This is a genomic window from Streptomyces sp. AP-93 (assembly GCF_022808175.1).
Lineage (GTDB): Bacteria > Actinomycetota > Actinomycetes > Streptomycetales > Streptomycetaceae > Streptomyces.
Window position 1 is genome coordinate 41,338 of sequence record NZ_JALGBX010000001.1, and the last position, 12,552, is coordinate 53,889.

Consider the following 12,552-nt stretch of genomic DNA (forward strand, 5'->3'; position numbering starts at 1 on the left):
TACAGGTAACGGGTCCACCATGGGGTCACCGCACGGCGCCGCACCGCACCGCACGGCGCCGCACCGCGCACCCCGCACCCCGCACCCCGCACCCCGCACTCAACGAGGAGGCATGGCCGTGACCGATGCCGATCAGGTCCGCAACGACGCCGTAGAGACGGCCCTGGGCAAGCTGGACCTCGACACCAAGGCCCGGCTGCTGGCCGGCCAGGACATGTGGTCCCTGCCCGCCGTCCCCGAGATCGGGCTGAAGTCCCTGGTCATGTCCGACGGCCCCATCGGGGTGCGCGGCGTGCGCTGGACCGCCGACGACCCGTCGATCGCCCTGCCCTCCCCGACCGCGCTCGCCGCCGCGTGGGACCCCGAGCTCGCCCGCCGGGCCGGCCGCCTCCTCGCCCAGGAGGCCCGCCGCAAGGGCGTCCACGTGCTCCTCGCGCCCACCGTCAACCTGCACCGCTCCCCGCTCGGCGGCCGGCACTTCGAGTGCTACTCCGAGGACCCGTACCTCACCGGCGCGGTCGGCAGCGGCTACGTGAACGGCGTCCAGGACGGCGGCGTCGGCACCACCGTCAAGCACTTCGTCGGCAACGACGCCGAGACCGAGCGCTTCACCGTCGACAGCGTCATCGCCCCGCGCCCGCTGCGCGAGCTGTATCTGGCGCCCTTCGAGGCCATCGTCGCCAACGCCCACCCATGGGGCATCATGACCGCCTACAACCGGGTCAACGGCACGACGATGACCGAGCACCGCTACCTCGTGAACGAGGTCCTGCGCGGCGAATGGGGCTTCGACGGCTGCAACGTCTCCGACTGGATGGCCGCCCGTTCCACCGCCGGCGACATCCTCGGCGGCATGGACGTGGCCATGCCCGGCCCCGTCACCGTCTACGGAGCTCCGCTCGCCGAAGCCGTCCGCGCCGGCGAGGTCCCCGAGTCCGCCGTCGACGACGCCGTCCGCAACGTCCTGCGCCTCGCGGCCCGCGTCGGCATCCTGGAGGGCGCCCCCGCCGCGGTCGGCGAGGTCCCGGCCCCCATCGACGGCCAGGCGCTGGCCCGCGAGCTGGCCGCCCGCGGCTTCGTCCTCGTACGCAACGAGGCCGTCGCCGACGGCAAGCCCGTGCTCCCGCTCGCCGCCGCACCCGGCCACACCGTCGCGCTCAGCGGCGCCGCCGCCCGCGACGCCCGCGTCCTCGGCGGCGGCAGCGCCACCGTCTTCCCGGAGCGGATCGTCTCCCCCCTGGACGGACTGGCCGCGGCCCTCCCCGACGGAGCCCTCACCTACACCGTCGGCGCCGACCCCAGCGACGAACTGACCCCCGCCGACAAGGGCTTCCAGCTCCGCGCGGTCTGCCGGGACGCCTCCGGCGCCGTCCTCGGCACCGGTTCGCTGCCCACGGGCCAGGTCCAGTGGATCGGCGACGACCTGCCCGAAGGCGTCACGTACGGGACGATGGCGAGCCTCGAGGTCACCGGTACGTTCGTGCCGCGCGAGAGCGGCGAGCACGCCTTCGGCACCCGCGGACTCGGCGCCTTCACCCTCGCCGTCGACGGCGAGACCCGCTGGCACGGGGTCCAGCCGATGGGCGACGAGGCCGACCCCTTCGAGGCGTTCTTCGGCGCTCCCCAGGTGCGCACCCGCCTCACCCTCGCCGAGGGCGAAGCCGTCGAGGTTTCGCTGACCTACCAGGTCCCCGACGTGACGACCCTGCCGCTCAAGGCGATCATGTTCTCCTTCCTCCACCTCGGCCCCCAGCGCTCCGCCGACGAGCTCATCGCCGAGGCCGTGGAGGCCGCGCGCACGGCGGACACCGCCGTCGTGGTCGTCGCCACCACCGAGCGCGTGGAGTCCGAGGGCTTCGACCGCAAGGACCTCACCCTCCCGGGCCGCCAGAACGACCTGGTGCGCGCCGTCGCCGCCGTCAACCCGAACACCGTGGTCGTCGTCAACGCGGGCTCCCCGGTGGAACTCCCGTGGCGCGACGAGGTCGCCGCCGTGCTGCTGACCTGGTTCCCCGGGCAGGAGGGCGGGGCCGCGCTGGCCGACGTACTCCTCGGCGAGGCCGAGCCGGGCGGGCGGCTGCCCACCACCTGGCCCGCCGAGTTCGCCGACGCGCCGGTCACCGAAGTCACCCCCACCGACGGGTGCCTGGAGTACACCGAGGGGCTCTTCATCGGCTACCGGGCCTACGAGAAGCACGGGATCGCCCCCGCCTTCCCCTTCGGGCACGGCCTCGGCTACACCGACTGGGCCTACGAGTCCCTGGAGGCCACCCCCACGCAGGCGACGGTCCGCGTCACCAACACCGGCACCCGGCCGGGCCGCGAGACCGTACAGATCTACCTGGCGCCCGTCGCGGACGGCGCCCTGCGCCCGGCGAGCTGGCTCGCGGGCTTCGCGAGCGTGACCGCCGGCCCCGGCGAGAGCGTCGACGTGGAGATCCCCCTGCCGGCGCGCGCCTTCGAGATCTGGGACCAGCCCTCCCGCTCCTGGCAGCGGATCGGCGGCGGGTACGAGGTCCGCGCGAGCCGCTCGCACGGCGACACGCGGCTGACGGCGGCCCTCCACCTGTAATGGCCGGAAATCACCCCTCTCGGGGTGATTGAAAAAGCTGGACCGGGGGCGGGCCCTGACACCCGCCCCCGGTCCGATCCACCTGCCGCGTCAACGCGGAGGCTCGGCGGAGGTCACCTGTCGGTGCGCCAGTTCCGCGAGCCGCGCCTGCCCGTCCTTGCCCGGATGGAACCAGTCCCAGCGGCTCAACTGCTCCGCCGAGAAGGGGTACTGAAACACTGCGCCGCCGTCGTAGCGGCACAGCTCGTCCTTCGCGCAGACCTCGCGCAGCACCTCGTTGTACTCGACCACGCGCGCCCGCACCTGCTCCCGCCGGGCCGTCGCACCGGTCGCGGCCGAGGTCGGATCGGCGAGCATCGACTGGCAGATGCCCAGCTTCCAGATCCGGCGCACCATCGGGTCGTCCTTGCCCTGCTCCCACAGCCGCTGGAGGTCCGGGATGCTGGAGACGTACACCTGCGAGGCCGGTGAGGCCGCCCGCAGGCCGGCCAGCGCCTTCTCGAAGCCGGACCGGAAGGCGGCCACCGGAGTCATCGACGAAGCCGAGGGCCGGCAGGCGTCGTTCGAGCCCACCATCACCGTGACCAGGCCCGGCTTGTGCCCGGCCGCCGAGGCGAGCTGCCCCGGCAGGTCCGCCATCCGGGAGCCGGTCACCGCGTAGTTCCAGCTGCGCGCGGGCACCTCGGCCTCGCCGAGCAGCCGGGCGGCCAGCGAACGCACCTCGGGGTCGTCACCGGTGGCCCAGGAGGCCTCCGGGCAGTCGGCCAGCACCGAACAGGCGTCGAAACCGCGCGTGATGGAGTCGCCCACGGCGGCGACCGAGGCCGGCGCGGTGTTCCACCGGGGAGCCGCCTGCGCACCGCGCTCGCCCCCGGTCGTCGCCCGGTCCGCCGAACACCCGGTCAGCGCACCCGCCGTCAGGAGCAGCAGGGCGGCCGCCGCGGCCGCGCCCGCGCCCGCGGAAGTCCGACGCGCGCGGCGGCGTGGGGCGGTGGTGCGCATGCGGACGGTCCCTCCTCGTCGCCCCCGCGTCATTCGGTGGCGTCCTGCTGAGTGAATGCTCTGTGTTTACGGGCCTCGGAGCGACCGTACGTCACACCAGGACCCCCGGCGCACGGTAGCTTTTTCCCGTGGCGTTTCGGCCGCAAGTCCCGCAACGCAATGTCAAATAATTTCCGTTACATTACATCACGTCACATACTGTCCGTTTTCTGGAGTTTATTCCCGACCTCGTCCCACACTGGAGGTCCCGGTGACGACACGTGGAGTCCTGTACGTGCACTCCGCACCGCGCGCGCTCTGTCCGCACGTGGAATGGGCTGTTGCGGGGGTGCTCGGGGTGCGGGTGAACCTCGACTGGATCCGTCAGCCCGCCTCCCCGGGCACCTGGAGAGCCGAGTTCTCCTGGCAGGCCGAGGCGGGCACGGCCTCGAAACTCGCCTCCGCGCTGCGCGGCTGGCACCTGCTCCGCTTCGAGGTGACCGCGGAACCCTGTCCGACCGCCGAGGGCGAGCGCTACAGCTCCACCCCGCACCTGGGCATCTTCCACGCCGTCACCGGCATGCACGGCGACATCCTGATCCCCGAGGACCGGCTGCGCGCCGCCCTCGCCCGGTCCGCGCACGGCGAGACGGACCTGGAAGCGGAGATCGCCAAACTGCTCGGCAAACCCTGGGACGACGAGCTCGAACCCTTCCGCTACGCGGGTGAGGGCGCCCCGGTGCGCTGGCTCCACCAGGTGGTCTGAGGCCCCGGACACGCCGAAGGCCCGCCCGGGAATCCCGGGCGGGCCTTCTACGTGCCTACGTGCCTACGTGTCAGCGTGTCGGCTTCTGGTCTCAGATGCTCCTGAAAGCCAGCGAGACGTTGTGGCCGCCGAAACCGAAGGAGTTGTTGATCGCGGAGATCGGGCCCTCCGCCGGGAGCTTGCGGGGCTCGTCGCGCACGATGTCCGCGTCGATGTCCTCGTCCATGTCGTCGAGGTTGATCGTCGGCGGGGCGAGGCGGTGGTACAGCGCCAGCACCGTCGCGACGGTCTCGATGCCGCCCGCGCCACCCAGAAGGTGACCGGTCATCGACTTCGTGGCCGAGATCGCGATGTGGTCGAGGTCGTCGCCCAGCACCTTGCGCAGGGCCTTCAGCTCGGCCGTGTCACCCTGCGGGGTGGACGTGGCGTGCGCGTTCACGTGGACCAGCTCGGCCGGGTCCAGACCCGTGTTGTCGAGCAGGTTCTGCAGGGCGGCCGAGACACCGCGGCCGGTGGGCTCCGGCTGCGCGATGTGGTGGCTGTCCGCGGACAGGCCCTGGCCCAGCACCTCGCAGTAGACCCGGGCGCCGCGCGCGGCGGCGTGCTCGGCGGACTCCAGGACCACGACGCCCGCACCCTCGCCGAGGACGAAGCCGTCGCGGGCCTTGTCGTACGGACGGGAGGCCGTGGTCGGGTTCTCGTTGTTCTTGGACATCGCCATCATGTTGGCGAACGCCGCGATCGGCAGCGGGTGGATCGCCGCTTCGGTACCACCGGCGACGACCACGTCGGCGCGGCCGGTACGGATCATCTCGACGGCGTAGCCGATGGCCTCGGCGCCGGAGGCGCAGGCGCTGACCGGAGTGTGCACACCCGCGCGGGCGTTGACCTCCAGGCCGACGTTGGCCGACGGGCCGTTGGGCATGAGCATGGGGACGGTGTGCGGGGAGACCCGGCGCACACCCTTGTCCTTCAGTACGTCGTACTGGTCGAGCAGGGTGGTCACGCCGCCGATGCCGGAGGCGATGACGGTGCCCAGGCGCTCGGGCGCGATGGAAGCGCCCGTCGTCGTCTCCTCGCCCGCCGGGGCGGTGTAACCGGCGTCGGCCCACGCCTCGCGGGCCGCGATGATCGCGAACTGGGCCGAGCGGTCCAGCTTGCGGGCCAGCGGCCTGGGGAGCACCTCGCTCGGGTCCACGGCGGCGGTTGCGGCGATGCGGACCGGGAGTTCGGCGTAGCGCTCACCCTCGAGGGGCTTAACGCCGGAACGGCCGGCAAGCAGACCTTCCCAGGTCGAAGCGCTGTCGCCACCCAGCGGAGTGGTTGCGCCGATACCGGTGACGACCACGGTGCGATTGGTCGGGCTCACAGGAATTCTTTCTCCACGTTTCAGGGGGTGAATTGTCACGGCGCCACCGCCAGGTGGCGACAAACGCTCGTCAGGCTCAGGCCTGGTGCTTGAGGATGTAGCTCGCGGCGTCGCCGACGGTCTTGAGACCCTTGACGTCCTCGTCCGGGATCTTCACCTCGAAGCGCTCTTCGGCGGCGACGACGACCTCGACCATGGACAGCGAGTCGACGTCCAGGTCGTCCGTGAAGGACTTCTCGAGCTGGACGTCCTCGGTCGGGATGCCGGCGATCTCGTTGACGATCTCCGCGAGACCTTCGACGATTTCTTCCTGGGTGAAGGCCATGTTGGCGCTCCTTCTATAGCTAGCTGGGGGTCAAACGGAGTCCGGGATGTGGATCCCGGACCCTAGGGGAGGGTAACGACCGTGGCGGCGTAGACGAGCCCCGCCCCGAAGCCGATGACGAGCGCGGTGTCGCCGCTCTTCGCCGCGCCGGTCGCCAGGAGCCGCTCCATTGCGAGCGGGATCGAGGCGGCCGAGGTGTTGCCGGTGGTTTCGATGTCACGGGCGACCGTGACGTGCTCCGGCAGCTTCAGAGTCTTCACCATCGAGTCGATGATCCGCATGTTCGCCTGGTGCGGAATGAAGACGTCCAGGTCATCAGCGGTGATCCCGGCAGCGTCGAGCGCCTGCTGGGCCACCTTGGCCATCTCGAAGACGGCCCAGCGGAAGACCGCCTGGCCCTCCTGCGTGATGGCGGGAAACTTTTCGCCGCCGTCCTTGCCGAGGTACTCGTCCCACGGCACGGTCTGCTTGATGGTCTCCGACTTGTCGCCCTCCGAACCCCACACCGTGGGGCCGATGGCCGGCTCGTCCGAGGGGCCGACGACCACGGCGCCCGCGCCGTCACCGAAGAGGAAGGCCGTCGCGCGGTCCTCCAGGTCGGTCAGGTCCGAGAGCCGCTCCACGCCGATGACGAGGACGTACTCCGCGGAACCCTCGACGACGAGTCCCTTGGCCAGGGTCAGGCCGTAGCCGAACCCGGCGCAGCCGGCGGAGATGTCGAAGGCGGCGGGCTTGCCCGCACCGATGCGGTGCGCGATCTCGGTCGCCACGGCCGGGGTCTGCTTGAAGTGCGACACCGTCGAGACGATCACGGCGCCGATCTTCTCCGGAGCGATCCCGGCGTCGGCCAGGGCCTTGCCGGAGGCCTCCACCGACATCGCGGCGACGGTCTCCTGCGGGGAAGCCCAGTGCCGCGTCGCGATACCGGAGCGGGAGCGGATCCACTCGTCGGAGGAGTCGATGGTTTCGAGGATGACCTCGTTCGGCACCACGCGGGTCGGACGGTAGCCGCCGACACCGAGGATGCGGGCGTACGGGGAGCCCTTGGCAGGCTTGATCTTCGACATGCTGAGTGGGCTCCTTCTCTCAGACCGCGTGCTCGGCGACGAGCTTCGCGGCCTTGTCGAGATCGTCCGGGGTCTTCAGCGCCACGCTCGGTACGCCCTTCAGCGCGCGCTTGGCCAGACCCGTCAGAGTGCCACCGGGGGACAGTTCGACGATCCCGGTGACGCCCAGCGCGGCGAACGTCTCCATGCACAGGTCCCAGCGGACCGGGTTGGCCACCTGGCCCACCAGCCGGGCGACGACATCGGCGCCCGTGGTCACGACCTGACCATCCTTGTTCGATACGTAGGTCAGCGCCGGGTCGGCCGGGGAGAGGGCCGCCGCGGCCTTCTCCAGGCCGGCGACCGCCGGAGCCATGTGGTGCGTGTGGAAGGCGCCCGCGACCTTGAGGGCGACGACCTTCATGGAACCTTCGGGCTTCTCGGCCTCCAGGGCCGCGATCTGCTCCATGGTCCCCGCGGCCACGACCTGGCCCGCGCCGTTGACGTTCGCCGGGGTCAGACCCAGCTTCTCCAGGTGCGCGAAGACCACGTCCGGTTCCCCGCCGAGAACGGCGGCCATGCCGGTCGCGGTGATGCCCGCGGCCTCGGCCATGGCGAGGCCCCGGGTGCGTACGAAGGACAGTGCGTCCGTGTCGGACAGGACCCCGGCGTACGCGGCGGCGGTGATCTCGCCGACGCTGTGGCCCGCCACGGCGCCGAAGGCGGCGCGGCCCACTGCGGGGATCGCGGTGAGCTCGGCCGCGGCGAGCAGGCCGGCGGCCACCAACAGGGGTTGTGCGACGGCCGTGTCGCGGATCTCGTCCGCGTCGGCCTTCGTGCCGTAGTGGGCAAGGTCGAGCCCGATGGCGTCCGACCAGCCGGCGACGCGGTCAGCGGCGCCGGGCAGTTCGAGCCAGGGAGTCAGGAAGCCGGGCGTCTGTGCGCCTTGGCCGGGAGCGACGAGTACGAGCACCCTCACACTCTCTCTTGTGTTCGGTCCTCGCCGCCCGTGGGGACAGGGACGAAGAACCATCGGGGTAATTGTTGATGTCCGACAAAAGCTTAGGACTGAGGATCGCCGTCGGCCAGACGCCCGAGGATCAAAGCGATCCTCAGTGTGAACGCGGAGCGGACATCGGAGGGCGACCAGCCGGTGACGTCTGTCACACGTCGGAGCCGATAGCGCACGGTGTTGGGGTGCACGAACAGCATCCGGGCCGCGCCTTCGAGACTGCTCGCCTGCTCCAGATAGACACTCAGCGTTTCCAGCAGAGCCGAGCCGGCCTCTTCGAGCGGTCTGTAGATCTCCTCCACCAACTGCTCGCGGGCCGAAGGGTCGGAGGCGATCGCACGTTCGGGCAGGAGATCGTCCGCGAGGACCGGCCTGGGAGCGTCCTGCCACGCCGTGCAGGCCTTGAGCCCGGCCGCGGCCGCCTGCGCCGATTTCGTGGCGTTCAGCAGGTCCGGGACCACCGGCCCGGCGACCACCGCACCCGCCGCGAACGGCCCGATCAGCGACTTCGCCACCTGCATCGGATTGTCGCTGCCGCCCGCGATGACGACGAGCCGGTCGCCCAGCACACCCGTGAGCACCTGCAGTTTGTGGTGGCGGGCCGCCCGCCGGATCGCCTCGACCGTCAGCTCGCTGTCGCCCTCCGGAGCCGTTCCCAGCACCACGCACACGTGCTCGGGGGAGTTCCAGCCGAGGGCCGCGGCCCGCGACAGCGCACCCTCGTCGGCCTCCCCGGACAGCACCGCGTTGACCACGAGGGACTCCAGCCGGGCGTCCCACGCGCCGCGCGCCTCGGCGGCCTGGGCGTAGACCTGGGCGGTCGCGAAGGCGATCTCCCGGGCGTACACCAGCAGGGCCTCGCGCAGGATCGACTCGTCGCCGGGCGCGGCGACCTCGTCGATCGCAGTCTCCATGACCTCGATCGTGGTGCGCACCATCTCGACGGTCTGGCGCAGGGTGATCGCCCGGGTCAGCTCGCGCGGAGCCGTCCCGAAGACATCGGTGGAGATCGCCTGCGCGGTATCCGGATGCCGGAACCACTCGGTGAACGCGGCGATGCCGGCCTGGGCGACCAGACCGATCCACGACCGGTTCTCCGGCGGCATCGCCCGGTACCACGACAGCGTCTCGTCCATGCGCGCGATGGCGTTGGCGGCGAGCCGGCCGGAGGACTTCTCCAGCCGTCGCAGCGTCGCGGCGTGCGGATGGGGCGGAGCCGGATGCGCGGGGTGGACCGCGGGTGAATGCTCACGTTCGGGTTGGGGCACGTGACAAGACTGCCTTATCGGGACGGCTGTGCGGAGTCCGGTCTCATCCCGGGCCGCGCCCCGGGGGCTACGGTGGCCCCCATGATTGATGTACGCCGAGGCTCCGACCGGTACGAGGGCGGAGCCTCCGAGGGCGCCGCTGCCGGGATCACCACCCGGTACGCCTTCTCCTTCGGCCCGCACTACGACCCGGACAACCTGCGGTTCGGCCCGGTCATGGCGTGCAACGAGGAGAGCCTCGCCCCCGGCGCCGGCTTCGACGAGCACCCCCACAGCCACACCGAGATCGTGACCTGGGTGGCCGAGGGCGAGCTCACCCACCGGGACGCCACGGGCGCCGCCACCCTGGTGCGGCCCGGTGACGTACAGCACCTCGGCGCGGCGTCCGGGACCCGGCACGTGGAACGCAACGACGGCCCCGGGCCGCTGCGCTTCGTCCAGATGTGGCTGGCCCCGGCCGACCCGGCCGGGGAGCCCACGTACACGCTGGTCAGGGGGATCGCCGACAGCACGCCCTACGCCGTGCCCGCGGCCGGTGCCGTACTGCACGTACGGCGTCCGGGCGCGGGCGAGCGGGTGGCCGTACCGGCCGCCGCGCGGGTGTACCTGCACGTCGTACGGGGAGACCTGCGGCTGGACGGCGGGGAGCTCGGGCCCGGGGACTCGGCGCGGATCTCCGGCGAGCCGGAGCTCGAACTGGTCGCCGGATCCCCGGCCGAGGTGCTGATCTGGGAGTTTTCGTAGGCGGGGCCTCGTAGCCGGTGGCCGCAGGGGCCTCAGCGGGTCCGGAGCTCCGCGAGCACCGCGTCGGTGAACGGGGGCCACGCCTCCACGGCCCACGGGCCGAAGGCGCGGTCCGTCAGCGCCACGCAGGCGGCGCGGGCGTCCGGGTCCACCCACAGGAACGTCCCGGACTGCCCGAAGTGGCCGAAGGTGCGCGGCGAGGAACCGGCGCCCGTCCAGTGCGGGGCCTTCCCGTCGCGGATCTCCATGCCGAGCCCCCAGTCGTTGGGGGACTGGTGGCCGTAGCCGGGCAGGACGCCCTTGAGCCCGGGGTGGACCACGGAGGTCGCCCCGGCGACGGTGCGCACGTCCAGCAGCCGCGGCTGCTGGAGCTCGGCGGCGAAGCGCAGGAGGTCGGAGACGGTGGAGACCCCGTCCTTGGCGGGGGAGCCCTCCAGGCTGCTCGACGCCATGCCCAGCGGCTCGAAGACGGCCTCGGCCAGGTACGCGGCGAAGGGGATGCCGGTGGCCTTCGCGATGTGGTCGCCGAGCTCCTCGAAGCCGGCGTTCGAGTACAGCCGGCGCTGCCCGGGAGGGGCCGTCACCCGGTGCTCGTCGAAGGCCAGGCCGCTGGTGTGGGCGAGCAGGTGGCGCACGGTGGAACCCTGGGGCCCGGCCGGCTCGTCCAGCTCGATCGCGCCCTCCTCGTAGGCGACGAGGGCGGCGTAGGCGGCGAGCGGCTTGGTGACGGAGGCCAGCGGGAAGCGGTGGTCCACCGGGCCGTGGGCGCCGAGCACGGTCCCGTCGGCGTGGACGACGGCCGCGGCGGCGGTCGGAACCGGCCAGTTCTCGATGATGCGCAGACTCTGCAAGCTCTCCATGCGGCCGAGGGTACTTGCTTGGAGTGCACTCCAAGGATTTAGCGTGGAGCCATGAGCCCGACGCAGACCCCCCTGCAGGCCCCCCTGCAGACGCAGACGCGGTACACGATCAGCGAGGTCGAGGCCCGGACCGGTCTGACCCAGCACACCTTGCGCTGGTACGAACGGATCGGCCTCATGCCGCACGTGGACCGCTCCCACTCGGGGCAGCGGCGGTTCACCGACAAGGACCTCGACTGGCTGGGCTTCGTCGGGAAGTTGCGCACCACCGGCATGTCCGTGGCGGACATGGTCCGGTACGCCGAACTCGTCCGTGAGGGCCCGCACACCGCCGACGACCGGCGCGAACTGCTGGAGCGCACGCGCGACGAGGTGCGCACGCGGATCGCGGAACTGACCGACGCGCTCGCGGTCCTGGACTACAAGATCGATACGTATGCGATGTGCACCACCGTCGCGGGAGAGGGAGACCGGACATGACCGGCAGCACCGCTGGGCTCGAGCAGGCCGAACTGGGCAAGGGCGGCCCGCTGGTGGGCGTCCAGGGACTCGGCTGCATGGGCATGAGCGAGTTCTACGGGGACACCGACGAGGCGGCCGCCCGGCAGACCTTGGACGCGGCACTGGCCGCCGGGGTCACCCTCTTCGACACCGCCGACGTCTACGGACGGGGAGCCAACGAGGAGTTCCTCGCGCCCTTCGTGGCCGCGCACCGCGACCGGATCACCCTCGCCACGAAGTTCGCCATCGAGCGGACGGACGACCCGCTGTACCGGGGGGTCCGCAACGACCGCGCGTACATCCGCGGCGCGGTCGAGGACAGCCTGCGCAGGCTGGGCACCGACGTGATCGACCTCTACTACATGCACCGGCGCGATCCGGCCGTTCCGTTCGCCGAGTCGGTGGGCGCGATGGCGGAGCTGGTGCAGGAGGGCAAGGTGCGCCACCTCGGGCTCAGCGAGGTGACCGGAGCCGAGCTGCGCGAGGCGCACGCGGTGCACCCGATCGCGGCGCTCCAGTCGGAGTGGTCGCTGTTCAGCCGGGACGTGGAGCGCAGCGCGGTGGGCGCGGCGGCGGAGCTCGGCGTGGCCTTCGTGGCGTACTCACCGCTCGGCCGCGGCTTCCTGACCGGGGCGTTCGCGGACGCGTCGGCGGACCTGACGGCCGATGACTTCCGGCGGTACCAGCCCCGGTTCACGGGGGACAACGCGAAGGCGAACGGGGCGCTGCTGACGCCGGTACGGGAGATCGCGGCGGCCCGCGGGGCCACGCCGGCGCAGATCGCCCTGGCGTGGGTGCACCAGCGGGCGGCGGCCCACGGCCTCACGGTCGTCCCGATCCCGGGCACCCGCAAGCCCTCCCGCCTCGCGGAAAACACCGCGGCGCCCGGCATCACCCTGACGCCCGCGGAACTGTCCCTCCTGGACCCGATCGCCGCGGGGGTCGCGGGCGACCGCTACCCGGACATGAGCTCGACCTCAACGGCCCGCGAGGTGTGACCGCGTGCGGCGGCGGGGCTGGATTGCCCGCAGGGCAAATTCCAGCCCCGCCGGCGTTTGAGGCGCGGGTCTGGGCGGAGCCCAGGGAACGGTGGAAGGGCGGGTAGGGG

Annotated in this window: 12 protein-coding genes; 5 read left to right on the forward strand and 7 right to left on the reverse strand. The window is 71.9% G+C overall.

What is annotated here, in order from left to right; genetic code table 11:
- Positions 1-112 precede the first annotated feature (112 nt).
- Positions 113-2,572, forward strand: a complete 2,460-nt coding sequence (locus MTF69_RS00195; RefSeq protein ID WP_243329385.1) for a beta-glucosidase — start codon at positions 113-115, stop codon at positions 2,570-2,572.
- 90 nt (positions 2,573-2,662) lie between these two features.
- On the opposite strand, the gene MTF69_RS00200 is transcribed toward MTF69_RS00195, so the two are convergent.
- The gene (locus tag MTF69_RS00200; protein WP_243329387.1) at positions 2,663-3,574 is read right to left on the reverse strand and encodes an SGNH/GDSL hydrolase family protein; all 912 of its coding nucleotides are present in this window, start codon (positions 3,572-3,574) and stop codon (positions 2,663-2,665) included.
- 250 nt (positions 3,575-3,824) lie between these two features.
- On the opposite strand from MTF69_RS00200, the gene MTF69_RS00205 reads away from it, so the two are divergent.
- A complete protein-coding gene (locus tag MTF69_RS00205) occupies positions 3,825-4,319 on the forward strand; it encodes a DUF3145 domain-containing protein (RefSeq protein ID WP_243329390.1) in 495 nt (164 codons plus the stop codon).
- Positions 4,320-4,410: 91 nt separating this feature from the next.
- Here the strand turns inward: MTF69_RS00205 and fabF are convergent, their stop codons facing one another.
- The 5 genes from fabF to MTF69_RS00230 form a co-directional block, all read right to left on the reverse strand.
- The gene (gene fabF, locus MTF69_RS00210) at positions 4,411-5,688 is read right to left on the reverse strand and encodes a beta-ketoacyl-ACP synthase II (RefSeq protein ID WP_243329393.1); all 1,278 of its coding nucleotides are present in this window, start codon (positions 5,686-5,688) and stop codon (positions 4,411-4,413) included.
- Positions 5,689-5,764: 76 nt separating this feature from the next.
- On the reverse strand, positions 5,765-6,013 hold the full coding sequence (locus tag MTF69_RS00215) for an acyl carrier protein (RefSeq protein ID WP_243329395.1): 249 nt from the start codon (positions 6,011-6,013) through the stop codon (positions 5,765-5,767).
- Between the two features lie 62 nt (positions 6,014-6,075).
- A complete protein-coding gene (locus MTF69_RS00220) occupies positions 6,076-7,080 on the reverse strand; it encodes a ketoacyl-ACP synthase III (RefSeq protein WP_243329396.1) in 1,005 nt (334 codons plus the stop codon).
- Positions 7,081-7,099: 19 nt separating this feature from the next.
- The gene (locus MTF69_RS00225) at positions 7,100-8,032 is read right to left on the reverse strand and encodes an ACP S-malonyltransferase (RefSeq protein ID WP_243329398.1); all 933 of its coding nucleotides are present in this window, start codon (positions 8,030-8,032) and stop codon (positions 7,100-7,102) included.
- A gap of 89 nt (positions 8,033-8,121) precedes the next feature.
- Positions 8,122-9,339, reverse strand: coding sequence for a CdaR family transcriptional regulator (locus tag MTF69_RS00230; protein WP_243329400.1), 1,218 nt, complete (start codon positions 9,337-9,339; stop codon positions 8,122-8,124).
- An 81-nt stretch (positions 9,340-9,420) separates the two neighbouring features.
- On the opposite strand from MTF69_RS00230, the gene MTF69_RS00235 reads away from it, so the two are divergent.
- On the forward strand, positions 9,421-10,083 hold the full coding sequence (locus MTF69_RS00235) for a pirin family protein (RefSeq protein WP_243329402.1): 663 nt from the start codon (positions 9,421-9,423) through the stop codon (positions 10,081-10,083).
- Positions 10,084-10,115: 32 nt separating this feature from the next.
- On the opposite strand, the gene MTF69_RS00240 is transcribed toward MTF69_RS00235, so the two are convergent.
- On the reverse strand, positions 10,116-10,943 hold the full coding sequence (locus MTF69_RS00240; RefSeq protein WP_243329404.1) for a serine hydrolase: 828 nt from the start codon (positions 10,941-10,943) through the stop codon (positions 10,116-10,118).
- A 51-nt stretch (positions 10,944-10,994) separates the two neighbouring features.
- Here MTF69_RS00240 and MTF69_RS00245 point away from each other — a divergent pair, with 51 nt between their 5' ends.
- Positions 10,995-11,423: a MerR family transcriptional regulator gene (locus MTF69_RS00245; RefSeq protein ID WP_243329406.1), complete on the forward strand. Its 429-nt coding sequence runs from the start codon at positions 10,995-10,997 to the stop codon at positions 11,421-11,423.
- Positions 11,420-12,442: an aldo/keto reductase gene (locus tag MTF69_RS00250; RefSeq protein ID WP_243329408.1), complete on the forward strand. Its 1,023-nt coding sequence runs from the start codon at positions 11,420-11,422 to the stop codon at positions 12,440-12,442. Before MTF69_RS00245 ends, MTF69_RS00250 begins: the two co-directional genes overlap by 4 nt.
- Positions 12,443-12,552: the final 110 nt, after the last annotated feature.